The organism is Oceaniradius stylonematis (assembly GCF_003149475.2).
GTDB classification, from domain to species: domain Bacteria; phylum Pseudomonadota; class Alphaproteobacteria; order Rhizobiales; family Rhizobiaceae; genus Roseitalea; species Roseitalea stylonematis.
In genome coordinates this window covers 66,666-93,247 of the sequence record NZ_QFWV02000004.1, presented here as the reverse complement: position 1 = coordinate 93,247, position 26,582 = coordinate 66,666, and the positions used below count along the sequence as shown (strand labels likewise).

General features: G+C 65.5%; 20 protein-coding genes, 1 tRNA gene and 2 pseudogenes. 10 read left to right on the top strand and 13 right to left on the bottom strand.

Annotated elements, in window-relative coordinates:
- Together DEM25_RS04105 and DEM25_RS04100 are read right to left on the bottom strand one after the other, a co-directional pair.
- Window positions 1-243: a DUF6460 domain-containing protein gene (locus tag DEM25_RS04105; RefSeq protein WP_196780266.1), complete on the bottom strand. Its 243-nt coding sequence runs from the start codon at window positions 241-243 to the stop codon at window positions 1-3.
- Between the two features lie 90 nt (window positions 244-333).
- A complete protein-coding gene (locus DEM25_RS04100; RefSeq protein ID WP_109767791.1) occupies window positions 334-2,175 on the bottom strand; it encodes an AsmA family protein in 1,842 nt (613 codons plus the stop codon).
- Window positions 2,176-2,337: 162 nt separating this feature from the next.
- Here DEM25_RS04100 and DEM25_RS04095 point away from each other — a divergent pair, with 162 nt between their 5' ends.
- Window positions 2,338-4,290 (top strand): acetoacetate--CoA ligase, encoded by a 1,953-nt coding sequence (locus tag DEM25_RS04095; RefSeq protein WP_109767792.1) that lies wholly within the window; start codon window positions 2,338-2,340, stop codon window positions 4,288-4,290.
- Between the two features lie 244 nt (window positions 4,291-4,534).
- On the opposite strand, the gene DEM25_RS04090 is transcribed toward DEM25_RS04095, so the two are convergent.
- Window positions 4,535-8,017 carry an ATP-binding protein gene (locus DEM25_RS04090; protein ID WP_158585157.1) on the bottom strand — a complete coding sequence of 1,161 codons (3,483 nt, stop codon included), beginning with the start codon at window positions 8,015-8,017 and terminating at the stop codon, window positions 4,535-4,537.
- Window positions 8,018-8,230: 213 nt separating this feature from the next.
- Between DEM25_RS04090 and DEM25_RS04085 the strand changes: the two genes are divergently transcribed.
- Window positions 8,231-8,716 carry a phasin family protein gene (locus DEM25_RS04085; protein ID WP_158585156.1) on the top strand — a complete coding sequence of 162 codons (486 nt, stop codon included), beginning with the start codon at window positions 8,231-8,233 and terminating at the stop codon, window positions 8,714-8,716.
- A 194-nt stretch (window positions 8,717-8,910) separates the two neighbouring features.
- Window positions 8,911-8,987: transfer RNA gene (locus DEM25_RS04080), tRNA-His, on the top strand.
- A gap of 60 nt (window positions 8,988-9,047) precedes the next feature.
- Here the strand turns inward: DEM25_RS04080 and xseA are convergent.
- The 3 genes from xseA to DEM25_RS17550 are packed head-to-tail and all read right to left on the bottom strand — an operon-like array spanning window position 9,048 to window position 12,121.
- The gene (xseA, locus tag DEM25_RS04075; RefSeq protein WP_109767795.1) at window positions 9,048-10,631 is read right to left on the bottom strand and encodes an exodeoxyribonuclease VII large subunit; all 1,584 of its coding nucleotides are present in this window, start codon (window positions 10,629-10,631) and stop codon (window positions 9,048-9,050) included.
- 57 nt (window positions 10,632-10,688) lie between these two features.
- Window positions 10,689-11,777, bottom strand: coding sequence for a nucleoside hydrolase (locus tag DEM25_RS04070; RefSeq protein ID WP_109767796.1), 1,089 nt, complete (start codon window positions 11,775-11,777; stop codon window positions 10,689-10,691).
- Window positions 11,778-11,785: 8 nt separating this feature from the next.
- Entirely contained in the window at window positions 11,786-12,121 is a 336-nt protein-coding gene (locus DEM25_RS17550; RefSeq protein WP_147393267.1) for a hypothetical protein, read from the bottom strand.
- A gap of 207 nt (window positions 12,122-12,328) precedes the next feature.
- Here DEM25_RS17550 and DEM25_RS04065 point away from each other — a divergent pair, with 207 nt between their 5' ends.
- Window positions 12,329-13,282: a DMT family transporter gene (locus DEM25_RS04065; RefSeq protein WP_109767797.1), complete on the top strand. Its 954-nt coding sequence runs from the start codon at window positions 12,329-12,331 to the stop codon at window positions 13,280-13,282.
- 4 nt (window positions 13,283-13,286) lie between these two features.
- On the opposite strand, the gene DEM25_RS04060 is transcribed toward DEM25_RS04065, so the two are convergent.
- The 3 genes from DEM25_RS04060 to DEM25_RS04050 form a co-directional block, all read right to left on the bottom strand.
- Window positions 13,287-14,099 carry a DUF937 domain-containing protein gene (locus DEM25_RS04060; RefSeq protein WP_109767798.1) on the bottom strand — a complete coding sequence of 271 codons (813 nt, stop codon included), beginning with the start codon at window positions 14,097-14,099 and terminating at the stop codon, window positions 13,287-13,289.
- A gap of 89 nt (window positions 14,100-14,188) precedes the next feature.
- On the bottom strand, window positions 14,189-15,184 hold the full coding sequence (gene doeB, locus DEM25_RS04055) for a N(2)-acetyl-L-2,4-diaminobutanoate deacetylase DoeB (RefSeq protein ID WP_109767799.1): 996 nt from the start codon (window positions 15,182-15,184) through the stop codon (window positions 14,189-14,191).
- A complete protein-coding gene (locus tag DEM25_RS04050; RefSeq protein ID WP_109767800.1) occupies window positions 15,181-16,383 on the bottom strand; it encodes a M24 family metallopeptidase in 1,203 nt (400 codons plus the stop codon). Before DEM25_RS04050 ends, doeB begins: the two co-directional genes overlap by 4 nt.
- A 133-nt stretch (window positions 16,384-16,516) precedes the next feature.
- On the opposite strand from DEM25_RS04050, the gene DEM25_RS04045 reads away from it, so the two are divergent.
- Window positions 16,517-17,962 (top strand): glutamine synthetase family protein, encoded by a 1,446-nt coding sequence (locus tag DEM25_RS04045; protein ID WP_109767801.1) that lies wholly within the window; start codon window positions 16,517-16,519, stop codon window positions 17,960-17,962.
- A gap of 15 nt (window positions 17,963-17,977) precedes the next feature.
- Window positions 17,978-19,273 carry an NAD(P)/FAD-dependent oxidoreductase gene (locus DEM25_RS04040; RefSeq protein ID WP_109767856.1) on the top strand — a complete coding sequence of 432 codons (1,296 nt, stop codon included), beginning with the start codon at window positions 17,978-17,980 and terminating at the stop codon, window positions 19,271-19,273.
- Window positions 19,274-19,284: 11 nt separating this feature from the next.
- Here the strand turns inward: DEM25_RS04040 and DEM25_RS04035 are convergent.
- A pseudogene (locus tag DEM25_RS04035) lies at window positions 19,285-20,590 on the bottom strand (glutamate--cysteine ligase).
- 153 nt (window positions 20,591-20,743) lie between these two features.
- On the opposite strand from DEM25_RS04035, the gene DEM25_RS04030 reads away from it, so the two are divergent.
- Window positions 20,744-21,211, top strand: a complete 468-nt coding sequence (locus DEM25_RS04030) for a YbjN domain-containing protein (RefSeq protein WP_109767802.1) — start codon at window positions 20,744-20,746, stop codon at window positions 21,209-21,211.
- Window positions 21,212-21,221: 10 nt separating this feature from the next.
- Here DEM25_RS04030 and DEM25_RS04025 read toward each other — a convergent pair whose 3' ends face one another.
- Both DEM25_RS04025 and DEM25_RS04020 read right to left on the bottom strand, forming a co-directional pair.
- Window positions 21,222-21,956, bottom strand: coding sequence for a 16S rRNA (uracil(1498)-N(3))-methyltransferase (locus DEM25_RS04025; protein WP_109767858.1), 735 nt, complete (start codon window positions 21,954-21,956; stop codon window positions 21,222-21,224).
- A gap of 31 nt (window positions 21,957-21,987) precedes the next feature.
- Entirely contained in the window at window positions 21,988-22,542 is a 555-nt protein-coding gene (locus tag DEM25_RS04020; RefSeq protein ID WP_342633461.1) for a hypothetical protein, read from the bottom strand.
- Window positions 22,543-22,811: 269 nt separating this feature from the next.
- Here DEM25_RS04020 and DEM25_RS17725 point away from each other — a divergent pair, with 269 nt between their 5' ends.
- The gene (locus tag DEM25_RS17725) at window positions 22,812-22,958 is read left to right on the top strand and encodes a hypothetical protein (RefSeq protein ID WP_158585155.1); all 147 of its coding nucleotides are present in this window, start codon (window positions 22,812-22,814) and stop codon (window positions 22,956-22,958) included.
- A 97-nt stretch (window positions 22,959-23,055) separates the two neighbouring features.
- Window positions 23,056-24,222: an alpha-hydroxy acid oxidase gene (locus DEM25_RS04015; RefSeq protein ID WP_109767805.1), complete on the top strand. Its 1,167-nt coding sequence runs from the start codon at window positions 23,056-23,058 to the stop codon at window positions 24,220-24,222.
- Window positions 24,223-24,265: 43 nt separating this feature from the next.
- Here the strand turns inward: DEM25_RS04015 and DEM25_RS04010 are convergent.
- A pseudogene (locus tag DEM25_RS04010) lies at window positions 24,266-24,971 on the bottom strand (FadR/GntR family transcriptional regulator).
- A 301-nt stretch (window positions 24,972-25,272) separates the two neighbouring features.
- Between DEM25_RS04010 and DEM25_RS04005 the strand changes: the two are divergent.
- Window positions 25,273-26,580: a DUF3422 family protein gene (locus tag DEM25_RS04005; RefSeq protein ID WP_245412819.1), complete on the top strand. Its 1,308-nt coding sequence runs from the start codon at window positions 25,273-25,275 to the stop codon at window positions 26,578-26,580.
- The last annotated feature ends 2 nt before the right edge of the window (window positions 26,581-26,582 follow it).

The following is a 26,582-nucleotide window of genomic DNA, read 5'->3' as shown; positions in this document are numbered from 1 at the left end:
TCAGCCGCGCGGCGGCCGCAGCAGATAGCTCACGCACCACAGCGGCACGATGACGATCGAGCCCAGCACCATGTTCGGCAGCGCCCAGGCCCAGGCTTGTTGCAGCATTTCGCTGAGCCGCTCGGGGGTCAGGCCAGCCTGCGCCAGAAGCTCGGCTGCCGTGATGTCGAACGCCGAAAGTCCCGCGCCCAACAGCATGGACGCGACGCTGATCTTCAATGTGATGGCGAGAAACTGGAACACGCCAAACCCCGGACTGCCCGATCGATGCGGTGATTGTCCGCCAGGAAGGTAAAAATCGGCTAAAACTTTGCCGGCCGGATTAACCGGTTGCTAACCATCGCGGCCCGGCATTGGCAGCAGCACCGGCGCCGCAAACGGCCGGTTCCACGAACCGCCGACGAAGAAGCGGGCAAGGTCCTCCGCCGGCGCCGCAGGCTCCGCGCCGGCATTGTCCGCTGTGGCGTCGGCGATTGCCGGGCCGGCGGTCGCCGTCAGCGCCAGGCTGCCGGTGCTCAGCGTGACGATGCCTTCGAGCCGCACCTCGCCGTCGGGATATATGATGCGTGTGTCCTTGAGCGTCAAAAGCCCTTCGGCGATGTCGCCATAGATCCGGGCACTTGAAAAGGTCTCGCCACCGGCCTCCATATCGAGCGAAAAATAGCGGACGATATCGCGCTGCCCGGAAAGCTGGCCGAACCCGAAGCCGGGCATGACGCCGTTGCGGACCTCGACTGACACCATGCCGTCAAGCGTTCGGCCCGACCGCATGGGACCTGTGGTTGGCGCATGCATCGTGACCGAGAAATTGCCGCGCCCGCGCGGCAGCGCGCGGGGCAATGCGAACGCTTCGCCAATGGCTGCCGTATCGACGTCCTGCCCCGACAGGATCACCTCGGCCCGTCCGCCCTCGGCAAACGACAATGCCAGACGTGCCTGCACGTGACCGCCATAGGCCAGCGCATCGCCGATGTCGAAGATCGCGACTTCGTCCGAGACCTGGGCCGTTGCGGCGAGGTTTTCGAGCGACAGGTCCCCGAACGTGGCGGCGGCCGCCGACACGCGCAGATCGGTGCTGATCTGGGTCGCCACATCGGCCATCGAGGGCGGGCCGTCGCCAACCAGTTGCGGCAGATCGATGAACGCCGACAGGAATGCCGCGATGTCGAGCGTTGCGAAGTCGAGCGTGCCGGTCACGGCCGGCTCGGCGCGTTGCGCGCTGATGCCGATTTCGAGCACGCCCGACCCGCTGTTGCCATCCACCGTGATGTCCAGCCCCTCAAATCGCATCCGGCGCTGCGCCAGCCGCACGGGCCCGGACAGGGCGACTTCGCCGAGCGCCCGTCCGGGCGTCAGATCCGTGCCGAGGATCGTCATCAGCGTCTGCAGGGAAGGGGTCGAGAAGCTCATCGCGCCGTCGGCGAAAAGCGGGCCGCCGGCGTTCGCCATGCCGTCGAAATCGAGCGCCACCGCGTCGGATTGGACGGTCAGGCCGGTCTCGGACGGCGTGTTGAGGAAGAAGGCCCGCGGCGATTGTGTGTTGAAGGCCAGACTGCCGGCGGTGCCGCGCCAGATCGCCTCCGCCGACAGCGACAGCGGCGCGTCGAGCTGCGGCCAGTTCAGCTGTCCATCGACGGCCGTGATGTCCTCGATCACCGTGCCGTCGCCCCTTTCGAACGTGATGCGGCCCTGGGCGGTCACCACCGAACCCAGTGCGTCGCCGGACATCTCCCCCTCAGCGTCGGCAGCCCGGCGGAACAGCCGGCCGGCACGTCCGCTCTGTGCCGCCCAGTCGATGGAGCCGTCCTGCCCGACCAGCAGTCTCAGATGCGGCCGCACCAGCCGGAAGTTGGAGAATTCAGGACGGCCCATAACGAGCCCCACCAGCCCGATATCGGCTTCCATGCTCTCGATGGTCAGGATTGGCGCCGCCCGCCCGCCCGGCCCGGCGATCGTCACGTCTCTGAGTGTGGTGCGCGGTCGCGGGAAAATCCTCACCTGGGTCTGGCCGCCCAGTTCGGCGTCGGTGCCGAAAAAGTTGCCCAGTTCCCGCTCGATAGACGAGCGCACGATGTCGGTCGATACCAGCCAAGGCAGGGTCAGCGCGACGGCGCCGGCCATGGCAACCACCAGAACCGCAAGGATCGCGGCAGCACGCAACACAGACTTACCCATGCGCAAGCTCTACCAAAAAACCGGTTGGCCCGACAAACGGTTTTGGCCGATTTGTCCGATATCCTCACGCCTTTGGTCGCGCCCGTCGGCGCCCCGGCTTGCGATGGATGGGATCAGCGCGTACCAGACCGTTCATCGGGCAGATGAGGAGGCTGGTCCATCATGACGTCACCCCTTTGGACACCATCGCCGAAAGCCGTCGAGACATCGGCGGTGAGGGCGTTCATGGATTTTGCGTCGCAACGCGCGGGCCGCTCGTTCGGCAGCTATGCCGAGTTGCACCGCTGGTCGGTCGATGACCGCGAGGGGTTCTGGTCGGCGGTCTGGGACGATGCCGGCGTTATCGGCGACAAGGGTGAACGCGTGCTGGAAAAGGGCAACGCCATGCCGGGCGCGGATTTCTTCCCCGATGCGAAGCTGAATTTTGCGGAGAACCTGCTGCGGCAAACGGGTCCGGGCGAAGCCATCGTTTTCCAGGGCGAAGACAAGGTTACAAGGCGGCTGAGCTGGGACGATCTGCATGCGCTGGTCTCGCGGCTGCAACAGGCGATGGTCGCAAACGGCGTGAAGGCCGGGGACCGGGTGGCGGCGATGATCCCGAACATGCCCGAAGCGGTCGCGGGCATGTTGGCGGCCAGTTCGATCGGCGCGATCTGGTCGTCCTGCTCGCCCGATTTCGGGCCCAAGGGCGTGCTCGATCGGTTTTCGCAGATCGAGCCGGTCATGTTCATCGCCTGCGACGGCTATTGGTACAATGGCAAGCCCAACGACATTGGCGGCAAGCTGGCCGAGATCGTGCCGCACCTGCCCTCGGTCAGGAACGTGCTCATCGTCGATTATCTGGGCGCGGCGGAGCGGACCGCCCAGGCAACGCCGAAAGCCTGCTCGCTGGACGCCGCCATTGCCGACTTCGAAGCCCGCCCGGTGGCGTTCGAGCGGCTTCCCTTTTCCCATCCGCTCTACATTCTCTATTCGTCCGGCACGACCGGCATTCCCAAATGCATCGTCCATTCCGCCGGCGGCACGCTGCTGCAGCATCTCAAGGAGCATCGCTACCATGCCGGCATCAAGGCCGGCGACCGCGTCTTCTATTTCACCACCTGCGGCTGGATGATGTGGAACTGGCTGGTGACGGCGCTCGCCTCGCGGGCGACGCTGCTGCTGTTCGACGGCTCGCCCTTTGCGCCCGACGGCAACGTGCTGTTCGATTTTGCCGACCGCGAGAAGATGACCTACTTCGGAACGTCGGCGAAATATATCGACGCGGTGCGCAAGGCCGGCCTCCGGCCGATCGACACGCACGATCTGTCTACGGTGCGGGTGATCTCGTCCACCGGCTCGCCGCTGTCGCCGGAATGCTTCCAGTTCGTCTATGACGGCATCAAGTCGGACGTCCATCTCGCCTCGATTTCCGGCGGCACCGACATCGTCTCCTGCTTCGTGCTCGGCGTTCCGGGCGAGCCGGTTCATGTCGGCGAAATCCAGGGGCCGGGGCTCGGCATGGCCGTCGAGGTCTGGGACGATGACGGCAAGCCGGTCCAATGCGAAAAGGGCGAACTGGTCTGCACCAAACCGTTCCCCTCAATGCCGGTCGGCTTCTGGAACGACCCGGACGGCGAAAAGTACCGTGCCGCCTATTTCGAGCGCTTCGACAATGTCTGGTGCCATGGCGATTTCGCCGAGATCACCGGTCATGGCGGCCTGATCATCCATGGCCGGTCGGATGCGACGCTCAATCCCGGCGGCGTCCGGATCGGTACGGCCGAAATCTACAACCAGGTCGAGCAGATGCCCGAAGTGCTCGAGGCGATCTGCATCGGCCAGGAGTGGGACAATGATGTGCGCGTGGTAATGTTTGTGCGCCTTGCCGAAGGCGCAGCCTTCACCGACGAGCTAGTCAAGGCGATCAAGGCCAAGGTGCGCACCGGCGCTTCGCCGCGCCACGTTCCGGCTGTGGTCCTGCCGGTCGATGACATTCCGCGCACCAAATCGGGCAAGATCGTCGAACTGGCCGTGCGCGAGGTGGTCCATGGCCGGCCGGTCAAGAACCAGGAAGCGCTCGCCAATCCCGAAGCGCTGGCGCATTTCGCCGACCGGGCCGAATTGCAGCCGTGACCTTGTGCCAGGTGCCGCCACGTTAACCACGGTGTCGTTACGGAACAGCGCGCCGCTTCGTTAACCATGGCCGGCAAGGAACCGTTAAGGCCTCGCGCTTAAGCTGGCGTTAACACTTTCAACTGGCCCGTCGGAAACCGGGTCTCATTGGCGCCGCCTCCACTCACAGCGATCTTTATTCTGCCGGCTCCCGCAGGGGGCCGGCATTTTCTTTGGCGGGGACGTGTGCGAACCTTGCGCCGTGTCAACTCGCCAGAACGCGCGCGGGCGGGAAGATGATATCGACCCGCGTGCCCTGACCCGGTTCTGAACTGATGCCGAATTCGGCGCGGTTGGCCTCGACCAGCGCCTTGGTCAGCGGCAGGCCGAGCCCCGTGCCGTCGCCGCGCCGCTGGCCGACCGCGGTGACCTGCTGGAACGGCTTGAGCGCGCTTTCCAGTTCCTTCTCCGACATGCCGATGCCGCTGTCGCGGATGCGCAGCAGCACCGCGCCATTGCCGGTGTAGCTCGTCGAAACGATCACCTGTCCGCCCGCATGGGTGAAGCGGATTGCGTTCGACAGAAGGTTGAGGACGATCTGCTTGACCGAGCGCAGGTCGGCGACGACCGGCGGCACCGTGCTCTCGAGGCTGGAGCGAACGATGATCTGGTTGCGGTTGGCCTGCGGCTGAACCATTGCGATGGCTTCGCCGATCGCCTCGTTCAGCGCGACGCTCTCGAATTCGAGCTCCTGCTTGCCTGCCTCGATCTTGGAGATGTCGAGAAGATCGTTGACCAGGTCCAGAACGTGCCGGCCGGACTTGTTGATGTCGGCCAGATAGTCCCGGTAGCGTTCATTGCCGATCGGCCCGAACCGCTCCTCGGCCATCAGTTCGGAAAAGCCGATGATCGCGTTGAGCGGCGTGCGGATCTCGTGGCTGATCTTGGCCAGAAACTCGGACTTGGTGTTCGACGCCTGCTCGGCCTGACGCTTTGCGTCCTGAAGCGCCTGCTCGGTCTGCTTCCAGGGTGTGATGTCGCGGATCACGGCGCAGAAGCCGTTGCTCGCCGGCATCCGGCCGATCGTCATGAACAGCGGCAGAAAGCCGCCATTGCGTTCGCGGCCGAGCACTTCCCGTCCCTCGTTGAGAACGCTTGCCACGCCGTTGTTGGACAGGCCGTGCAGATAATCCATGGCCGCGCGCTGGCTTTCATGGGCGAACAGGAAGGAAAAGCTCTTGCCCTCGATTTCCTCGTTCGGATAGCCGAACAGCGCCGATGCCGACCCGTTCAGCGAGCGGATCGTGCTGTCGGCGCCGATCAGGATCACCCCGTCGGTGGCCGTGTCGAGGATCGCGCGCAGTTCGGCGGCTTCGGCCGCGCTGACGGCATGGGGGTCGGGCCGCGAGGCGACGTCGGACGGCTCGGGCGCGCCGCCTGTTGCGGTATCGCCCGGCAACGCGGCGGACGCGCTCGTCGTGTCGTCGGCCAGCGGCCGCGGTTCGAACGCGAACATCAGCGCCCGCGCGCCCATCCAGGGCACGATCTGCAGATGCGCGCGGGCCGCGATCGGCTGCCCGTCGGCGCCGACCAGCGTGATCGCGCGGTCGCCGGCATCGTCTTCGGTGTCCGGCGCGCTGCCGCCGAACAGCATGTCGAGGCCGCGTTGGTTCAACGCCCCGGTGTCGGCATCGCCGGCCATGGCGGCGAACGCGGCATTGGTATAGAGCGCCTGCTCGTTGCGCACGATCAGGAGCGGCAACGGCAATTCGTCCAGCGTCTCCGGCGCCAGCCCGTCCGTGGCTGGCACGGGCGCCTCACCGTCGACCGGGGTTTCGGCCCAGGGCTCGCCGGGCGGCACGTCCTCAAGCGTGGAGCCGTCGGCTTCCACCGCCAGGACATCGTCGGGCATGTCGTGGCGATCGTCTTCGTCATCATGGCCTTCGGCCTTGCGGTCTTCGGCGGCAGCCTTTTCGATGGCCGGCTCGAGAGCCGGGTGATGTTCGGCCTCAACGGTTTCTTCGCCCGGTTCGTCCGCCAATGTCGCATCGTCTCCGGCCGACGCGGGACTTGACTGGCCCTCGAACGTACCGGTCTCGACGCCATCGTCGCGCCGGCCGAGCGCTTGTCCGATCTTGCGGAAGGCTTCGGCTTCCTCATCGCTCAGATGCGGTCCGGGCGCAGCATTGTTCCGCTCCTCGGCGGCGGCGTCCGGGAACGGGACGATCGTGTCGCTCCTGCGGCGCATCGGGTGGGCCGGCGCCACTGCAAGCACGGGCGGTTCGTGCGACAGGTCGGGCGCATCCGAGCCGGCAGCCTCGCCGGTCTCCGCCGCGCCGTCATCGGCTTCGGCGGCCGGACCCTGATCGTCCACGACGTACTCGTCGGCCGAATCGGCACCGGTCTCGGCCGGAGCGCCGAGCGGGGTGGTCAGCGCCAGTCCCCGCGCGTCCGGATCGGTGGCGATGTCGGCCATGCGGGCAATGCCGAAACCGCGATAGCCCTCGAATTCCCGTTCGCGGCTGTAATAGGGCAGGGCCGCCAGATCGACCGGCACCTGCTGGTCGGTGCCCTGGACCGGCCAGAGCACGCTCTTGCCCGACCAGGTGTCGCGACGCGACAGGGCGGCGACAATCTCGCCCGCCGGATCGAGCGCCAGCCGGTCGACGATATCGGCAAACCCGTGTCCCGCAAGCTCTGCGGCATTGGGTCCGACGGCGCGGGAAAATTCGGGCGACACGTCGACGAAGACGCCGTCGCGATCGGTCTTCCAGACAAAACGTATCGGCCCCGATCCGAGGTCCGGTCCGGTGAAGGGCGCCGGCGCGGGCACGGTGGCGATCTCCGCCGGCTCCCTTTCGGGTTCTTCCGCGGTTTGCGTGTTGCGGTTGGCGTCGGCGCCGACACCGCTCGCGTCGCTTTCCGTGGCGACCGGGGATATGTCCTCGTCCGGGTTCCGGGATGCGGCCGGCGCCACATCCATTTCGGCCGCCGTCGCGAAGTCGCCGGGCATCAGGTCCACAGCCGCAGCGGCGGCGATCGAGGCCGGTTCCGCAGGTCGGTCTGCAAGCGCCAGTGCGACGATCAGATAGCGTTCGGGCAGGTCGGCCAAACGCCCGACGCCGGCGGCAACGGCCGATCCGGTGTCCGGCAGATCGACGATCTGCTTGACGAGGCGGTCGGCTTCTCCGCGTGTCCGGGCTGCTAGATCGCGGGCGATGTCCGCCGGCACGCCAAGCGCCTCATAAGAAGAGCCGGCGCTGAGCACCCGGCCGCCGCCGTCGATGATGGCGGCCCCCGCGCCCTCGTCCTCGAGGCCGGTCAGGGCGACCGCCAGACATTCGGCCTCGTTCATTTGGGTATCGCGCGCCGGCGCCGTCACGAGCGCATGCTTGCCTCGAACACCGGCCAGATCGATGCGGCGCACATGGGCCTTGACCAGCCGGCTTGTCAGGCCCGAGCGCAGGCGGACCAGCGCCGTGCGCGGCTCGTCCTTCAGCGCGCCAAGCACGGCGCGCACTTGGCGCATGCCGGTTTCCGCCGCCGGCGAAAGCGCCGTTTCGCCCGCGCGGCTGCCGATCGCCGACAGCCCGAACAGCCCGGCCGCCGCGCCGTTGGACCAGCGCAGGGCGCCGCTCTTGCGGTCGATGATCAGCGCGGCCTGGCCCGACAGCATCGCCTCCCGGACGCCGTCCTGCACCGCGATATCGATGAAGGATGTCCCGTCCCAGTTTCGTGAGTTGGTCATGTCGTCCGCCATGCTCGCCGCGTCGGCCATCGTGCTCTTAACAAAACCTTAATTGTCTTATTGAGCGGCACCCGTCCAGTTTTCAACCGCGCGGCCCGGTCACGGAGTGAATCTCTGGTTAACGGTGATTGTGCGTCGCACAAAATTGTTGCAATGCACAATTCGATACGCTATATAGCGGTCAGTCTCATTCAACCCTTGGAGGACAATGACATGGCCAAAGCCGCCGCTCCCAAAACCGAAGCTCCGACAGCCAAAGCCGCACAGGACGCATTCGCCATGGGCCAGATGCCCGATCCGGCCGACATGCTGGAACAGTTCCGTACGCTGGCCGAGGAAAACCTCGCCAAGTCGAAAGCTGCCATGGAAAAGGCCAAAGCCGCCTTTGACGATGTGCAGAAGGAAGCCGAGGCCGGCATCCATTCGGCACAGGAAAACACTTCGAAGATCTCGCTTGCCGCCATCGACACGATGCGCGCCAACACCGAGAGCACGTTCAGCCATCTCGAGAAGATGGTCGGCGTAAAGTCGGTCGCCGAGATGATCGAACTGCAGACCGCTTTCGTGCGCGAACAGGCCGAAAAGGCCGTCGATACCGCCAAGACCATGCAGGGCCTTTACCAGAAGGCCGGCGAGGACATGACTGCCCCTGCAAAGGCCGTCGCCGAAAAGGCCATGGGCGCGCTCAAGCAGGACTGACCGTCCTCACAATTGCCGGATCGCCGCATCCTCCTCCCGGCGGCGCTCCGGCCCGGGCCCGATCACCGAGTACGGGTCCGAAGGCCGGGTTCGCCCGGCCTTTTTCTTTGCGCTGGCGGACCTCGTGAACGGCAAAGGCAAGTCTTGCAAAAGCGCCGCCAGCGGACTATGCGAAGCGTCGCGAACAACGGTTTGCGGGCGTAGCTCAGTTGGTTAGAGCGCTGGATTGTGGCTCCAGAGGTCGGTGGTTCAAATCCACCCGCTCGTACCACCCCTTGCCGGGTGGCCCCATCGTCATCGCCACGTTCCGAAGAATTCCAGCTTTTTGACCCTAGAACAGGCTGCCCTGGCCGCCGCCTTTTGATGCCGGACGCGCAGGTTTTTGCCGTCCGGGATTTTTTGGCGCCTTGCCGTCGGCGACCACATCGAGCCGGTCATCGCCGGCAAACTGGATGGCCAGCCGGTCGCCCGATGCAATGCCGGCCGATCCGCGCACCGGCGTGCCGTCCGCATCGCGTACCAGCGCATAGCCACGCTCCAGAACGCTCTGGTAGGACAGCGATTTGAGCAGCCGCGCCGCTTCCGCTATGCGGCTAGCCGCATCGCCGGCCTTGTCCTGCGCTCTCCGGTCAAGCCTTGCCACGGCCTGCGCCAACCGCCGCACGCCGTCGCCATGCAGCCTTTGGCTGGTGCGCGTGGTCAGGCGCGCCGCGCGATGCGCCAGCTCACGCCGGCGCAGATCGAGCCCGCGCGACAGGCCGAGCGGCAAATCGCGCGCCAGACGGTCAAGGCTCTGCCGGTCGCGCGCTACCTTTTCGGAAAGCCGGGCCGGCGCCAGCATGGCGCCCAGCGCCGCCAGCCGCCCGCGCCGTTCGGCAAGCCGCGCATCGAGGCTGGATCGCAGCCGACCGTCGAGCCCGTCGAGCCGCTGCCGGGGCAGGGCAAGGATCTGGTCGGGCTGCGGCAGACCGCGTGCCAGTGCCCGCACGCGCGACCGCCGGTCGTCGGCCAGCCGCGAGACGGTGCCGGCAAGACGCGCGCCCAGTTGCGCCAGATGGGCTTCAAGGTCTGCCCGGACCGGCACCGCGATCTCGGCGGCGCCCGTCGGCGTCGGTGCGCGCCTGTCGCTGGCATGGTCGATCAGAGTCGTATCGGTCTCGTGGCCGACCGCCGAGATCAGCGGAATGGCCGAGCCGGCCGCGGCCCGCACGACGCTCTCCTCGTTGAAGCCCCAAAGGTCCTCAAGGCTGCCGCCGCCGCGCGCGACGATCAGAACATCCGGCCGCGGCACCGGCCCGCCGGGCGCCAGCGCGTTGAAGCCGTCAATGGCCGCCGCCACCTCGCGCGCCGATGTTTCGCCCTGAACCCGCACCGGCCAGACCAGAACCTGGCAGGGGAACCGGTCGGCAATGCGGTGAAGAATGTCGCGAATGACCGCGCCTGTCGGCGACGTGACGACACCGATGACGCGCGGCATGAAGGGTAGCGGGCGCTTGCGCGCGGCATCGAACAGGCCTTCGGCTGCCAGCGTCTTGCGCCGTTCTTCCAGAAGCGCCATCAGCGCGCCGGCGCCCGCCGGCTCGATCGCATCGATCACGATCTGGTATTTCGACGAGCCGGGATAGGTGGTCAGCTTGCCGGTCGCGATGATCTCCAGACCCTCTTCGGGCTTGAAGGCCAGCTTGGAAAACGTGCCGCGCCAGATCACCGCTTCCAGCGTCGCGCGGTCGTCCTTCAGGCGAAAGTAGGCGTGGCCCGACGAATGCGGCCCGCGATAGCCCGACACCTCGCCGCGCACGCGCACCCGCCCGAATGCATCCTCGACGGTGCGCTTGACCGCCTGGCTGATCTCGCCGACGGAATATTCGGCGACGTTCGAAGTGGGGGAATCGGCAAGGGGCTGATCACTGGCCATGCCGGTTTGTTTCAGCCGCCCGGCGGACGGTCAAGTATCGGCTTTGTAAGACGCAGGTCAGCGACACATTTCGATCGGCCATCCATCGTCCGGCTGGTTTCCGATCAGAAGCCGCGGCCATCTGGCGCCGTCTTCCATCCGCACATGGCCATACTGGAGCCCGCAATCGAGCCGGATTTTTCCGTCACGCACGAAATAGACAGCAGTCCATGTGTCCCAGGAGGGTATGCCCTCATAGCCAAGCATGCGCCGGAGCCATTGTTGCCGCTCGGTTGCGTGTTCCGAGATGGCCGGTATCGCGTTGGCGATCATATCGGCCGTGATCATCCGTTGGCCCACGCCGGATCGGTAGGTTACGAGAAACATTTTTTCCGGCCAATTGCGAATCAAGGAGTCCACGGCTTTCGTGTCTTTTCGGACATTGAAGTCGGTGAACGATCCAAGCCGCCCGACAAGGCCGGCCGGCCGACCAAACCTCTCGCCGCCTTTGCGGCCCCCGACCGCCAGTATTTTCCTGATCTTCGATTCCTGGATCAGACCGCTGGACAAAAGCCTCGCTGAAACGGTCATTGGCCCGAGTTCGACGATGACGACTTGCCCGTTGGCCCCATTTACTATTTCTGCGATCCGGACAAGGCGTTCTTGGTCCGCCAGTGTGCCATTTTGCCCTGCCGGAGGTCGTGTGGCTCGTTTGTTGCGTACCTTGCGATAGCTTTCATCAGGCCCACGCAGAAGCCGCCACGTTCCTCCACCGAGTTTGGCAAGGCGGACATCGAGATTTCGGTGGACTTCGGCGGTTGTTGACCCGCCGTTGCCGAATATCGAAACCACTCCAAGAACATCAATGCACCCGAGTTCTTCCAGGATTGAGTAGATGTGCAACGAGACGCTGTCGTCTATCTCGCCGTTGAGCGTCAGGTCCGCCACCAGCAGCACCGGGCTTGGCGCTGGCTGGACACAAGCTGGTGTGTCGGACAAAAAATGCCTCGCCAACTCTGTGCTGGCTCTGTCGGTTGCAAGCGCTGCCGAAAGTGCAAAGGAGACAAAGACAATCGCCACTACGATGATATGGACAATTTTTTCGGCGTACGACGGAGCGCTCGCGCGGACCGGATTCATGAATTTATGATTGACGGTCGCACGCATGCCGACGTTCAAAGCAGAACGCGATAGCGACGGTTCGAGCGGCTGTGATGATAGACATATGAGCCATCCGCTTTGCGGAAAAACGTATAATTTGTCGTGGCGCCTTCGATAACCCCGTCCGGACGAAGCGTGTAGTTCCACGGTGAAGGGTTCACCTGCCCATTATTGCCAACGAACGTGTAAGTGCCGTCGGACTTGAACAGGAAACGACCGGAAGGACTCCGCCAAGGACGGTCGATGAAAACCGACTGCACTTCGGACGCTGAAAGTTGCGTCCCGTTCGACTCCGGCGTCGATGTGCAACCCGTCAACAAAATCAATGCGACAAGAAGAACATACTTCATCTTTCAGCTCCCAGATCGGAGCAATTATTATCTACATTCCCGGAAAAGGTAAACCATTTGTGGGTTTTGAACGGCAATTCATTGATTTGGAAAATCAAAACAAAAGATCTTCAACGTAGGTCGAGAAATTCAGCCGCCCGTCGCACGGTGAAGTGTCGGCTTGCCAACCGCGCCGGCGCGGCGTAGGGGCCGGTCGAGGAAACCGTCATGTCCGTCCAACCGCCCATCGCGCCGGAACCGGCCGCGCCGACGCCGGCCGCTTCGCCCGCCACCGGCGCCTTCGCACCGATCGATTACGGCCTTTACGCGCTGACCGTGATGGCCTGGTCGTTCTCCTGGTATGCGCTGTCGCTGCAGCCGGGCGTGGTCGCCAATGAAGTGTCGCTCGTCTACCGGTTCGTCATCGCCAGCGCGATCATGGTCGCCTGGGCGGCGCTCAGCGGCCGGCGCATGCGCTTTCCGCTGGTCGAACATGCGCGCTTCGCCGCCATGGGGGTGTGCATCTTCTCGACCAACTTCCTGCTGTTCTATTACGGTTCGGCCTATCTGGTCAGCGGGCTCCTGTCGGTCGTCTTTTCGCTCGCCTCGCTGACCAATGTGTTCCTCGCGGCGCTCGTCTGGCGCGACCTGCCGACCCGGCACACCGTGCTGGCCGGCGCCATCGGCTTTGCCGGCATCGCGCTGATGTTCTGGCCAAAAATCACCGAGGGTGGCTTTGACGATCAGGTCGCAACCGGATTGGCTCTTTGCATCGCCGGCACGCTGTGCTTTTCCGCCGGATCGCTGATCTCGGCGCAACTGTCCCGGCGCCGCGCCGAAATCCCGATGGTTTCGGCCAATGCGTGGGGCATGGTCTATGGCGCGCTGTGGTGCGCGTTTCTGGCGCTGGTTCTGGGCAAGCCGTTCAACTGGGACCCGCGGTTCGACTATCTGTGGTCGCTCATCTTCCTGGCCGTCGTCTCGACGGTCGTCGCCTTTGCCGCCTATCTGACGCTGGTCGGCCGCATCGGCTCGGGGCGCGCCGGCTATGCGACGGTCGTCTTCCCGATCTTCGCGCTGCTCATTTCCACCGCGCTCGAAGGTTATCAGTGGACGCTGACCGCCATAGCGGGCCTGGCGCTGGTGATCGCCGGCAATGTGCTGGTGATGCGCGGGCGCTGATGCGTCAGCGGTGCTTGATCATGCCGCGCAGATACTGGTCGAAAATGTCGTCGATGCCCTTCTGATAGGTATCCTGCGTCTGCCGGCCGGTCTCGAACATCTGTCCGAACAATTCCTCATAGGCGTTGCCGCGCGGTTTCGGCTCCGGCTCCGGTTCGGATTGCCCGCCACCCATCATCTCGGTGAAGAGCTTGCCCCAGGGATTGTCGGCCATCGGATTGGCGGCCGGCTTTCCGCCGCCGTCCGATCCGCCGCCGAACATCTGGTTGAGCGCCTGCCCGAACGGATTGTCCATCGGGTTCTGCGCCGGCCGGGTCGGTTGGCGGCCGGCCTGCATCAACTGCTCCATCATCTCGGCCATGAAGTTGCCGCCGGGCGCCGACGCCTGGCTGACCTGTCCGGTCGACTGCTTGAACATTCCGCCCATCAGCGTCGAGGCGATCACCGGCAGCATTTGCTTGAAGATCTCCTGGCCGATGCCGGTCGCTTGCTCGGCCTGCGCGGCGACGGCCCGGCTGACCTCCTTGGAGCCGAACAGATGGCCCAGAATGCCGTTGCCTTCGGCCACGCCCTGCGGCTGAAACGCCCGCCCCATATCCTCGAAATATTGCGCGTGCTGGCCTGTCGACAGCGCCTGCATGAAATTCGCCACGCCCATCGGGTCGGCCGCGTTGCGCTTCAGTCCCGCCGAAAAGGCCGGCATCAGCGCCTCGATGGCTGACTGTGTCTGCTCTTCGCTCAGTCCGAACCGGGCTGCCATGGCCCGCATCGCCTCGCCGTTCTGGGCCTGCGTCAGCGTGTCGAAAAGGGTCATCATGCGTGCGCCTCCATCGCCGTGATCGGCGCAAACCTAGCACAGGCGTCGGCGGGCGCCATCACGACGATGGTGCCGTGTGCGGCGTCCGCTCAGCCGACGGGCCGGGCGATCACGGCCAGGCAATCGCCCATCGCGATCAATCCGGGGAAATGCCGGCCGGCCAGCAGTCCGGACGAAAGGGCAGCGATCTCGGCCGGTGCGACGCCGGTGCGGTCGGCAGGCCAGATGCGGGCGATGAGTTCGCCCTCTTGAACCATGACGCCCAGATCCCGGCACGGTTCCAGGATGCCCGCGCCCGGCGACAAGTGGAAGCAGCCCTCATGGTCAATCGACAAAAGCCGGCTCGGCGCAGGCTCGATTGAGCCATCGACGATGCCGGCATGGATCAAAAGGTTGCGCACGCCGCGCCGGGCAATGCCGACACTCGCCGCCGTTGCCGTGCCGCCGCCGCCAAGCTCGGTCGTCACGAACACTTTGCCGGCCTGCTCGGCCACCGTGTCGAACATGCCGGCCGGGTCCAGTTCGCGCATGATCATCGCATGGGGCGCGCCGAACGCCTCCATGGCCGCGCGCGCCGCCTCGGTCTGAGACGGGTCGCCGGTCTCGTGGATCGCTGCGAACGGAATGAAGTCGAGCGTCTTGCCGCCCGAATGGATGTCGAGGACGATGTCGGCGCGCGGCAGGATTTCGCTTGCCACATAGTGCGCGATCTTCTCGGTCACCGTGCCGTCGGGCGCGCCGGGGAAGACGCGGTTCAGATTGCCGCCGTCGATCGGCGATGTGCGCCGTGCGGCGGCAAAAGCCGGATGGTTCATCGCCGGCAGGATGATCACGCGGCCCGCCATGGCCTCGGGCCGGAGCGTGTTCGCCAGATCCATCAGCGCCAGCGGCCCTTCGTATTCGTCGCCGTGGCTGCCGCCGGTCAGAAGTGCCGTCGGGCCGTCGCCGTTCCGGGCCACGGTGATCGGGATCATCACATGGCCCCATGCGCTGCCGTCATGGCTGTGCGGCAGGCGCAGATGGCCGTGCCGGATGCCGTCCGCGTCAAGAACGATCGATGCCGTGATCGGGCTGGCAGCGCTCATTTGACGACGAGCCCGCGCGGCGTTTGCGTCAGGCATTGCGCGCCCGTTTCGGTGATGACGATCGGCTCGGTGATTTCCAGTCCGCCATCGTCGAGCCAGAGCGCCGGCATGAAATGCAGCGTCATGCCCGGTTGCAGAACGGTCGGGTCGCCGCGCCTGATGCTCATCGTCCGCTCGCCCCAGTCGGGCGGATAAGACAGGCCGATCGAATAGCCGGCGCGCGACTCCTTGGAAAAGCCCTGCGCCTCCAACGTGTCGAAGAACGCGTCCGCCATGTCGCCGCAGGTCCGGCCGGGTTCGGCCGCCGCGATCCCGGCATCGACCGCCAGAAGCACCGCCCGCTCCGCGTCGCGGTAGCGCTGCGGCGGCGTGCCCAGAAACAGCGTCCGCGACTGCGGACAATGATAGCGCCGATAGACGCCGGCGATTTCGAAGAAGGTGGCTTCCCCGGCACGCATCGGCCGGTCGTCCCATGTCAGATGCGGCGCGGTCGCGTCCATGCCCGACGGCGTCAGCGGCATGATCGCCGGATAGTCGCCCCAATGCCCGTCCGCGCCCAGAGTGCCGGCCTTCATGATTTCGGCGACCAGCAGATGCTTGGCAAGGCCCGGCTCGGCGATCTCGGCGATCATCCCGTGCATTGTCTGAACGATGCGCGCGGCACGGCGCATGAAGGCGAGTTCCGCCGGGCTCTTGACCGCCCGCCGCCAGTTGACCAGCCCTTCGGCATCGACGAGATCGCAGCCGTCGAGCCGTCCGGCAAGCGTCTGATGGGCCTTGGCGGAATAGTAGTAATTGTCCATTTCGACGCCGATGCGCCCGCGCGCCAGACCGCGCTCCGCAAGTAGGCCGCACAGCGCTTCCATCGGATGATGATCCGGGTTTTGGACGTAATGATCCTCGTATCCGACAATGGCGTCGTCATCCATCCACACCGTCCGGCGCGCGCCGCGTGCGTCCATCGCCCGGCCCCACCAGACGGGATCGCCATCGCCGGGCACGATCACGGCCTGATGGGTGTAGAAGGACCATCCGTCATAGCCGGTCAGCCACGCCATGTTGGACGGATCGCTGACCAGAAGCGTGTCGAGCCCCGCCGCCTCCATCGCGGCACGTGTCCGTGCCAGCCGCGCGCCATACTCGGCGCGATCGAAGGGCAGGGCGGTGCCGGCGCTGTCGTCGGAAGCGGACGATGTCATGACGCCAGTGTCGGCCGTACAAGCCGGGTCCGGCAAGTCTCCAGCCCGACAGCCGATGTCGGCGCGGCGACAAACCGCTTCACGCGGCCCGTTGCGGCGACTATAGGGAGGAAAACAACAACCCAGGTGATTGATGTCGAAAGACACCCGCGCCGAGCGCCCTGCAAGAAACCGAAAAAAGCCCATCACGCCGCCCCCGCCGGCCTACATCGACAATCTGCGCGGCGTTGCGGACTGGTCGGAGGCCGGGCCCTGGCTCGCCGCCCGCTCGATCGAGGACATCGAGTGCATCACGCCTGACCTTGCCGGCGTGCCGCGCGGCAAGATGATGCCCTCGTCCAAATTCACCTCGAACACGGCGCTGGCGCTGCCCTCGGCCCTGTTCCGGCAGACGATCTCGGGCGAATATCCCGAGGAGACCGGCGAGTTCCGCTATGATCCGCGTGACGGCGATCTGAAGCTGATGCCGGACCTTGCCACCCTCTCCGTCGTGCCTTGGGAAAGCGATCCGACCGCGCAGGTGGTCTGTGATCTGGTCGACCAGCGCACGGGTGAACCCTCCTGGATCACACCGCGTCAGGTGCTCAAGCGCGTCGTCGATGCCTATGCCGAAAAGGGCTGGAAGCCGGTCGTGGCGCCGGAGATCGAATTCTATCTGGTCGCCAAGAACACCGACCCGGACTATCCGCTGCAGCCGCCGACGGGCCGCTCCGGCCGGCCGATCGCCGGCGGGCAGAGCTATTCGATTGCCGGCATCAACGAGTTCGACGAACTGATCGACGACATCTATCATTTCTGCGAGGCGCAGGGGCTGGAGATCGACACGCTGATCCACGAGGAAGGCCCGAGCCAGCTCGAGATCAATCTGCGCCATGGCGATCCGCTCGCGCTCGCCGACCAGGTGTTCCTGTTCAAGCGCACGATCCGCGAAGCCGCGCTCAAGGCGGACATGTATGCCACCTTCATGGCAAAGCCGATCCAGGGCGCGCCGGGCAATGCGATGCACATCCACCAGTCGGTGATCGACGCCAAGACCGGCAAGAACATCTTCACCGCCGAAGACGGCAGCGAGTCGCCCCTGTTCCGGTCCTTTGTCGGCGGCATGCAGCACTATATGCCCAAGGCGCTGGTGATGATCGCGCCCTACGTGAACTCCTACCGGCGGCTGACCCAGTCGATCGCCGCTCCGGTCAACACGGCATGGGGCTATGACAACCGGACGACGGCGTTCCGCATTCCCGCCTCCGACGCCGAGGCGCGTCGCGTCGAAAACCGGCTGCCCTCGTCCGACGCCAACCCCTATCTGGCGCTCGCCGCTTCGCTGGCCTGCGGCTATCTGGGCATGGTCTATGGCCTGGTGCCGACCGACCCGACCGCCGAGACGGCCAATGAGGGCGAGATCGACCTGCCGCGCGGTCTGCTCGAAGCGGTCTCGCTGTTCGAGGAGGAGCACGCTTTCGACGGGGTTCTGGGCCGCGAGTTCATGGCCAATTATGCCGGCGTCAAACGAGGCGAGTTCGAGACCTTCATGCAGGTGATCAGCCCGTGGGAGCGTGAATACCTGCTGCTGAATGTGTAAGCTGTGACTGACGCAATCGATTATCGCAGCCCGATCTCTCCGGGCCTGTCCTGGTACGAGGCCACGGTCGGCGACCGGCCGGACTATCCGGCGCTCGACGGCGACGTTACGGCGGACATCTGCATCGTCGGCGGCGGCTTCACCGGCCTGTCCGCGGCGGCCGAAGCCGCCCGCCTGGGCGCATCGGTGGTGCTGCTCGACGCGGCGCGGTGCGGCGACGGCGCTTCGGGCCGCAATGGCGGGCAGTTGAACACCGGCCAGCGTTCGTCGGCGGACGAGCAGGAGAAAGAACTCGGTTTCGAGCGCGCCAAGGCGCTTTTCGACATCGCCGAGGAAGCCAAGCGGCACATGCTCGCTTTCGCCGAAGAAAACGGCATCGATATCGACTACACGCAGGGCCATGTCTCGGTCGTCCACAAGCCGCGCTATGTGGACGATTATCGCGCCTATGCCGACACGATGGCCGAGCGTTTCGGCTATCCGTATCTTCGGTTCCTCGACCGTGAGGAGACGGCGGAGATCGTCGGATCGGAGCGCTATTTCGGCGGCGTCTACGACGGCGGCACCGGCCACATCCATCCGCTCAAGCTGGTGGTGGGCACCGCTCGGGTGGCCGCCGCGCGCGGTGCGCGCCTGCATGAAAACACAAAGGTCATCGGGCTGGCATCGGCGTCGGGCAAGGTGCGTGTGATCACCGGCGAGGGAACGGTCACCGCAGACCGCGTGCTGCTCGCGGTCAATGCCCATGGCGATGCAAGGCTTGAACGGACGATGGCGAGCCATGTCATGCCGATCAGTTCCTTCATCGGCGCGACGGTGCCGCTCGAAGGCGGGGTCGCCGAGACCATCCTGCCCGGTCGCGAGAGCGTCGACGACAGCCGGTTCGTCGTGCGCTATTTCCGGCGGCTCGGGGATGGCCGGCTTCTGTTCGGCGGGCGCGAAGCCTATGGCGGCGAGACGCCGGCCGATATCGAAGCGGGCGTGCGTCGGCAGATGGTCGAGGTCTATCCGGCTCTCAAAGACATCGAGATCACCCACGCCTGGGGCGGTTCGGTCGGCATCACCCTGCCGCGTCAGCCGTTCGTGCGCGAGGTCATGCCCGGCGTCACCGCCATGGGCGGCTATTCCGGCCACGGCGTCATGCTGTCCAATTTCACCGGCAAGATGTGGGCCGAGGCCGTTGCCGGCAACCGCGACCGGTTGAGCCTGTTCAGGGAGCTGAATGTGCCGCCTTTTCCGGGCGGTCGGCGTTTCCGCAAGCCGCTGCTGACTCTGGCCCTGACCTGGTACGCGATGCTGGACCGGCTTTAGGGCTCATCGGTTCAGTAGGCATACTCCAGAAAAGCCGGCTCCACCGATCCGCCCCAGACCGAGTGATATTTGGTCACCATCTGCTCCGCCGCGGTCGTGCCGCGCGCGGCGATTTCTTCGAGCGGCGCCAGAAAATGCGCTTCGTCGAACCCGTCCTGATTGAACTTGGCGCGCGACTTCAGCCCGGCGCGGGCGATCTCAAGCACCTCATAGGCGATCTCGCGGACCGACTGGTTGTGGATGCGGGCGTGCAGGCCTTCCACCGGGACCGCATCGCGCAGCGCCACCACATCGTCGTGGCTCCATGACTGCGTAAGCGTGTCGGCGGCGTCGAGCGCCGTCTCGTCATAAAGAAGACCGACCCACAAAGCCGGCAGGGCGCAGATCCGCCGCCACGGCCCGCCATCGGCGCCGCGCATCTCGATGAAACGCTTCAGGCGCACCTCGGGAAAGACCGTCGACAGATGGTTGGTCCAGTCGCCCTTGTTGGGGCGCGGATCGGGAATCTCGCCTTCCAGCGCGCCATCCATGAACTGCCGGAAGGTGACGTGGGTGCAGTCGATGTAGCGGCCCTCGCGCAACACGAAATACATCGGCACGTCGAGCGCCCATTGCACATAGTCCATGAAGCCGAAATCGTCGGCGAAGACGAAGGGCAGAACGCCGCTGCGGTCCGGATCGACGTCGCGCCAGATGTCGGCCCGCCATGACACTTTGCCGTTTGGCCGGCCTTCGGTGAAGGGCGAGTTGGCGAACAGCGCCGTGGCGATGGGTTGCAGGCGGTAGGAGACCTGCATCTTCTTGCGCATGTCCGCTTCGCAGCAGAAGTCGAGATTGACCTGGATCGTCGAGGTCCGATGCATCATGTCCAGACCCTGCGCGCCTTTTTTGGGCATGTAGGCACGCATGATGTCGTAGCGCGACTTTGGCATTTTCGGCGTGTCGTCCAGCGACCATTTCGGGCTTGCGCCAAGGCCNCTGGTGGATCGTTTCCAGCGGCGCGCCCGACAGTTCGAACTGGCCGCCGGGCTCCAGCGAGATCGCGCCGCCCGTGCCGGTCGGCTCGTAAAGGCCGATAATGTTGCCGTCATCGATGATCGGCTGCCAGCCGAGCTTGTCCTGCATGCCTTCGAGCAGTTTGGCGATGCCACGCTCGCCGCCATAGGGCACCGGCGCATTGTTGGCCGCATAGAAAGGAAACTTTTCGTGCTCGGTTCCGATCCGCCAGTCTTCGGCCGGCTTGCATCCCGCCTCCAGATCGGCCGCCAGCTCCTCGACGGTCTCGATCGGTCTTTCGTCGGTCGTGTCGCGCGCCATGTCTTCCGTTCCGATCACGTTGGCTTGCCTGAATGACGCATGCCGGCGGTTGCGGCAAGGCCCTTGTCTTGCCATTGTTGCCTTGGGGGAAAGGCCGCGATGGCTGCATCCCGTTTTGCGCCCTGTTTTTGTATTTTCAAGATTGAGGATGACATGAAAAGATTTGCTCTTTGCGTGCTCGCCGGCCTGTTGCTGCCGGTTACCGCCGCGTCGGCCCAGAAACTGGTCGATGCCACCGATCCCGAAGCGATCATCAATCTCATGCGGGGCTTCGGCAGCGCGGTACTGGAGACCGACGATGCCGGCGATCCGATGATCGTCGCGCGGATCGACGGAACCCGCTTTCTGGTCCTGTTCTATGGCTGCCAGGACGGGGCCGACTGCAAGTCGATCCAGTTCCGCGCCGCATGGGAAACGTCGGGCAATGTCTCGCTGGGCAAGATCGGCAGCTGGAACGCCGACAAGCGGTTCGGCAAGGCCTATCTGGACGACGTCAAGGATCCGGTCGTCGAGATGGATGTGAACCTGTTCGGCGGTGTTTCCACGCGCAATCTCGAAGACACGATCGACTGGTGGCAACTCGTTCTGGCCGACTTCAAGCTCAACGTGCTCGAAGAGTAGGCCGTCCCTGTCACCAGTCGCCGGCGGCGGCCTGAAGCACGGCAAGCGCCGCAACCGCCGCCGTGTCGGCGCGCAATATGCGCGGCCCGAGCGGTATGGCCGTCACGAAGGCCAGCGCCCGCAACCGCGCCCGCTCGGCATCCGAAAACCCGCCTTCCGGCCCGATCAGAAGGCCGAGCGGCCGCCCGCGCAGCGGCGCAAGCCTTTCGAGCGGATTGTCGGTCTCGTGATCCTCGTCGCAGAAGACCAGCCACCGGCCCGGATCCCATGCTTCGATGAAGGCATCGAACCGGACCGGGTCGCGACAGTCGGGCAGCGCCAGAACGCCGCACTGCTCGGCCGCTTCCAGCGCGTTGGCTTGCACCTTGGCCATGTTCAGGCGCGGCTGCTGCGTGTGCTGGGTGATCACCGGCTGCAACACGCCCGCCCCCATCTCCACCGCCTTCTGGACCATATAGTCGAGCCGGCCGGTCTTCAGCGGCGCGAACGCGTAGACGAGATCGGGCGTGGCCGGCTGCGGCCGCTCCAATGCCGTTGCCCGGAGCGTTGCGGCGCGCTTGCCTTTCGGTTCGAGCGCCGCCCGCCATTCGCCGTCGCGTCCGTTGAAGACGAGCAGTTCCGCGCCGTCCTTCATCCGCAGCACGTTCAGAAGATAGTTGGCCTGCCCCCGGTCTGTCTCGATGGTCGCGCCGGCGGAAAGCGGGGCATCGATGAAAAGCCGCTGCAGTTTGTAGTTGGCACGCATGGCGCTGCGTTGCACCGTGCCGGGCCACGCGTCAAGCGCCCGCGCTCGCATCGATCTGCGGGCGGTATCCTGCGGCGAGCGCGGCCATTGTGGACGGCGGTGTCAGCATGGTCAGGTTTTCGGGCCATTGGTCCACCCGGCGGTACCCCTCCGGCGACCAGACCCAAGGCCGCCCGGTCCGAACCAGCAGGGCATCCGTGCCCGCTGCGAGCATGGTGCCGTCGGGCAGCCGGCCGGGTGCGGCCGACAGCGGATGAAGCCGCTTGGCGCGCCCGTCGAGCCGCTCGGCATGCAGGATGCGGTCCATCGCCGACGCCTTGGGCACGGCCAGACCCGTCCCCTTGGCGAATGCGGCGCTGAAGGCTTGTGCGTCGGCGCGCCGGCATTCGAAGCAGGGCCGGTGCCCGGCCGCCAGCGCCGTCGCCTCGTCGAGAAAAAACAATTCGGTGTAGCTGCCCTTGCCCATCACCGGCCGCCGCCGCCCTTTGAAATCGCAAAGGCATATCAGCCAGGCCTTGAGCGTCCAGCGGCGCACCGGATGCAGCGTTTTGGTGTCGGCATTGTGGATGATGCCGCGATTTCCCATGAAGGCGCCGCGCGCCTTTGTTGCAATTATGACACCGAACGGCGTTACACGGTTTTGAAGCGCCATAATTGCTGCACTGTCTAACATTTGGGCTGGCACTTGGCGGCCGGGCAGGCTAGCCCGCATCCGCGCGGCCCGGCGAATGTGACGATCGTCACTCTGCCGAAGGCAATTCTGGTCCATTGTGGTCGCGCGGACAATGGCGGCTCGGAACCCCTGACACCCAAACGCGTTCAGGCAATACCGGCTGCACCGATGATGGGGAGATCATGACCGTGCGCGCTACGTTTTTGTCGCTTGCCACATTGTTCGGCATTACGCTGTGGGGCATGGCCGTCTACTCCGAAACCTCGCTGGCCGGAGGCGCCGCCGCCGACGGTTACGGCGTTTCGGCCATTGCCGCCAAGACCCGCTAACGCCCCGGCTGGGCATGGCCGCTGCCGAGACTTTCCGCCATCTTTTCACCGTGCCGCCGACAGGCTAACACTCTGCGACCTCAAGCGGAGTGAATGCATGTTCGGACCTGTCACCGAAATCAAGGACCTGCAACGGCGCGCCAGGTTCCGCGTGCCGAAGATGTTCTATGATTATGCCGATTCCGGCGCCTGGACCGAATCCACATATCGCGACAATGAGGACGCGTTCGGCCGCATCAAGATCCGCCAGCGCGTCGCCCGCAATATAGACGAGCGCTCCGTGAAGACGCAGATGATCGGACGCGACGTGGCGATGCCGGTGGCGCTGGCGCCCGTCGGCCTGACCGGCATGCAGCATCCCGACGGGGAAATCGCCGCGGCCCGTGCCGCCGAGAAGTTCGGCATTCCATTCACCCTGTCGACGATGAGCATCTGTTCCATCGAAGCCGTGGCCGAGGCGACAACCGCGCCCTTCTGGTTTCAGCTCTATGTGATGCGCGACCGCGGCTTCATAGAGGACCTGATCGCCCGCGCCAAGGCGGCCGGTTGCGAGGCGCTTGTGCTGACACTCGACCTGCAGGTGCTCGGCCAGCGCCACAAGGACATCAAGAACGGCCTGTCGGCGCCGCCCAAGCCGACGCTGAAATCGATCGCCGACCTGGCGCTGCGCCCGCAATGGTGCCTGGGCATGCTGGGCACCAAGAACCGCACCTTCGGCAACATTGTCGGCCATGCCCCCGGCGTGACCAACATGAACTCGCTGTCCGAATGGACCCATGCCCAGTTCGACCCGACGCTCGACTGGGACGCCATCGAGTGGGTCAAATCGAAATGGGACGGCAAACTGATCCTCAAGGGCATCAACGATGTCGAAGACGCGGAGATCGCCGCCAAGGTCGGTGCCGACGCGCTGATCGTCTCCAACCATGGCGGCCGGCAGCTTGATGGCGCCGCGGCCTCGATCGACGTGCTCGCGCCGATCGTCGATGCGGTGGGCGACCGGATCGAGATCCACATGGACAGCGGCATCCGCTCGGGACAGGACGTCTTCAAGGCGATCGCGCTGGGTGCCAAATCGACCTACATCGGCCGCGCCTACATTTACGGGCTCGGCGCGCTCGGCGAGGCGGGTGTCACCAAGGCGCTGGAGATCATCCACAAGGAGCTGGATGTGACGATGGGGCTGGCAGGCGAGACGGACATCAACCGCGTCGGCCGGCACAATCTGCTGCAGCCGTCCCGTCCCTGGCCGCACAACATGTAGGCCGGAATGAAGGCCGGAAACCGGCTCCGGACCGACGGCGCGTTCAGCCAGCCTTGCGCTGTTGGCGCCTCAGCCGTGAAACGGTCTGCCAGGCCTTGGCCTTTTCGGCGTCCTTCTTGCACTGCTGCACGAAGTCCATATGCGCTTCGGCGGCCGCCCGTGCGCCGGCGGGATCGTCGTCCATGATCGCCTTGTAGACCGCCAGATGCTGATCCAGAAGCCGGTCCCGCGCGCCCGGATAGCCGTAGACGAGGCTGCGCGAGAAGAACGAACCGTTAGACAGGAGCCGGTAGCACGAGCGCAGCGTGTGCATCAAAATGACATTGTGCGCCGCTTCGCTGACCGCCTGATGGAACTCGACGTCGAGCGCGGCTTCCTCGGCCACATCCTCTTTCTGGTGGGCCGCCTTCATGCGCTCGATGATCGATGTCAGGAGCGCCTTGTCGTCGTCCGTGGCGCGGCGCGCGGCGAAATCGGCGGCGATACCCTCCACCTCGCGGCGATATTCCAGATAGTCGTCGGTCGCCTTGGGATGGTCGGCGATCAGTTCCAGCATNGCGCTCCTCGAGCTGCTTGAGCGCCTCGCGCACGATCGGGCGCGAAATGTTGAACTGCTGGGCCAGATCGCGTTCGCCCGGCAGCTTGTCGCCGACCCGCAGCACCCCTTCCAGGACGAGCGCCTCGATCTGCGCACCCACCTCGTCGGCGGTTCGCGCATGATTGACCCGCGAAAAAAGCGCTGCACTCATGATCGCCGATGCTCCTCCGACCGCAATCTAGCCAGCCGTGCCGCGACTGGTCAATTTGATTGTCCAATTCCGGCCATTTGCCGGCACCCAAGGGCGTCCCGATTGCTTTCCTTGCGCCCGATCGAGCCCTATAGATGATGGTGAAGCGGCGAACGCGGCCCGGCAAGCCATGCCGGGCCGTCAACGGTACGCGGCGCGCGACGAGGAGAGATCAGTGACGACCACCGACAGCGAAAAGGTCTCCCCGCCGGCAGGCAAGCCAAACAAGGGCACGGATGCCGGAAAGACGGACGCCGACCGGCTGCCGGCGCGGCCCGGACACGCGCAGCGCGCCGGCGCGTTCGGATTTCCCGTCCATCCCCAGCGTTCGGCGGCCACCGGTGAGGTGCACGCGCGCCCGGCTCCGTCGATCACCGCGCCCCGCGCGCTCCTGAAACTGTGCTTCATCACCGATGGCGGCGCATCGGTCGATCAGGCCGTGCTGGCCGAACTGTCGCGCCAGCACGGCGTCGCGCCGCCGGCGGAAACCGCGCGCCATCACCGCATTCGCACCGGGCCGGGGAGCCTGTGGTGGGAACGCCACACCGAGGCATCGACCTATCTGTGGGAGGGCCCGCTGCCCGAAGCCGCCGGCGAAACGTTGACCGGTCATCCGTTCGGCGATGCGTTTCCCGCGCCGGGTTCGCTGATCGCCGGCGTGCGTATCGACATCCGCCCGCATGGCGACGGGTATGAGAAGTGGCTCCAGGCGTTCGACCGGCAGACCCTGTGCCTGTCCCAGACCGAGGGCGGCCGCGCCATCGTGGCGACCGATTTCCGGCAGGATCAGGACGGGCTGACCCGGATCCTGATCCTCGACAAGGGCATGACCCCGCAGCGCACCGGATCGCTGGCGCAGCGGCTGTTCGACATCGAGATCTACCGCACAATGGCCATGCTCGGCCTGCCCGTCGCCCAGAGTCTGTCGCCGCGCATGCGCAAGGCCGAGGACCGGCTCGCCGAACTGACCCACCGCATGCGCGAGATCGAGCCGGGCGGCGCCGAGGTGCTGCTCGACGAGATCATAGGGCTGGCGGGCCAGCTCGAGGCGGACGCCGCCTCCAGCCTTTACCGGTTCGGCGCCAGCCGTGCCTATGACGAGATTGTCAGCGACCGGCTGTCGGCGCTCGACGAGGATTCGGTCCCCGGCTACGACACGTGGCGTTCGTTCCTCGAACGACGGCTGGCGCCGGCCATGCGCACGTGCCGCGCCGTCGAGGAGCGCCAGGCCAACCTGTCGCGCAAGCTGGCGCGCGCGGCGAACCTGTTGCGCACCCGCATCGATGTGGAGGTCGAGAAGCAGAACCGCGATCTTCTGGAATCGATGGACCGCCGCGCCAAGCTGCAACTGCGCCTGCAACAGACGGTCGAGGGTCTGTCGGTCGCGGCCGTCTCCTATTACATCGTGGGCCTGTTCGCCTATGCGATCAAAGGCGTCCCGGGCCGGTTGCCCGGCTTGAGCACCGACGCGCTGACCGCGCTGTTCGTGCCGGTGACGATCCTTTCCATCTGGTGGATCGTGCGGCGCATACGCCAGCGTCATCTGGGACGCGACAAGACGGCGGACTGACC

Bases quoted from the DNA above. Each gene is read 5' to 3' on its own strand.
- DEM25_RS04100 (WP_109767791.1), bottom strand. From the start codon at position 2,175: ATGGGTAAGTCTGTGTTGCGTGCTGCCGCGATCCTTGCGGTTCTGGTG.
- DEM25_RS04095 (WP_109767792.1), top strand. From the start codon at position 2,338: ATGACGTCACCCCTTTGGACACCATCGCCGAAAGCCGTCGAGACATCG.
- DEM25_RS04090 (WP_158585157.1), bottom strand. From the start codon at position 8,017: ATGACCAACTCACGAAACTGGGACGGGACATCCTTCATCGATATCGCG.
- DEM25_RS04085 (WP_158585156.1), top strand. From the start codon at position 8,231: ATGGCCAAAGCCGCCGCTCCCAAAACCGAAGCTCCGACAGCCAAAGCC.
- xseA (WP_109767795.1), bottom strand. From the start codon at position 10,631: ATGGCCAGTGATCAGCCCCTTGCCGATTCCCCCACTTCGAACGTCGCC.
- DEM25_RS04070 (WP_109767796.1), bottom strand. From the start codon at position 11,777: ATGCGTGCGACCGTCAATCATAAATTCATGAATCCGGTCCGCGCGAGC.
- DEM25_RS17550 (WP_147393267.1), bottom strand. From the start codon at position 12,121: ATGAAGTATGTTCTTCTTGTCGCATTGATTTTGTTGACGGGTTGCACA.
- DEM25_RS04065 (WP_109767797.1), top strand. From the start codon at position 12,329: ATGTCCGTCCAACCGCCCATCGCGCCGGAACCGGCCGCGCCGACGCCG.
- DEM25_RS04060 (WP_109767798.1), bottom strand. From the start codon at position 14,099: ATGATGACCCTTTTCGACACGCTGACGCAGGCCCAGAACGGCGAGGCG.
- doeB (WP_109767799.1), bottom strand. From the start codon at position 15,184: ATGAGCGCTGCCAGCCCGATCACGGCATCGATCGTTCTTGACGCGGAC.
- DEM25_RS04050 (WP_109767800.1), bottom strand. From the start codon at position 16,383: ATGACATCGTCCGCTTCCGACGACAGCGCCGGCACCGCCCTGCCCTTC.
- DEM25_RS04045 (WP_109767801.1), top strand. From the start codon at position 16,517: ATGTCGAAAGACACCCGCGCCGAGCGCCCTGCAAGAAACCGAAAAAAG.
- DEM25_RS04030 (WP_109767802.1), top strand. From the start codon at position 20,744: ATGAAAAGATTTGCTCTTTGCGTGCTCGCCGGCCTGTTGCTGCCGGTT.
- DEM25_RS04025 (WP_109767858.1), bottom strand. From the start codon at position 21,956: ATGCGTGCCAACTACAAACTGCAGCGGCTTTTCATCGATGCCCCGCTT.
- DEM25_RS04020 (WP_342633461.1), bottom strand. From the start codon at position 22,542: ATGGGAAATCGCGGCATCATCCACAATGCCGACACCAAAACGCTGCAT.
- DEM25_RS17725 (WP_158585155.1), top strand. From the start codon at position 22,812: ATGACCGTGCGCGCTACGTTTTTGTCGCTTGCCACATTGTTCGGCATT.
- DEM25_RS04015 (WP_109767805.1), top strand. From the start codon at position 23,056: ATGTTCGGACCTGTCACCGAAATCAAGGACCTGCAACGGCGCGCCAGG.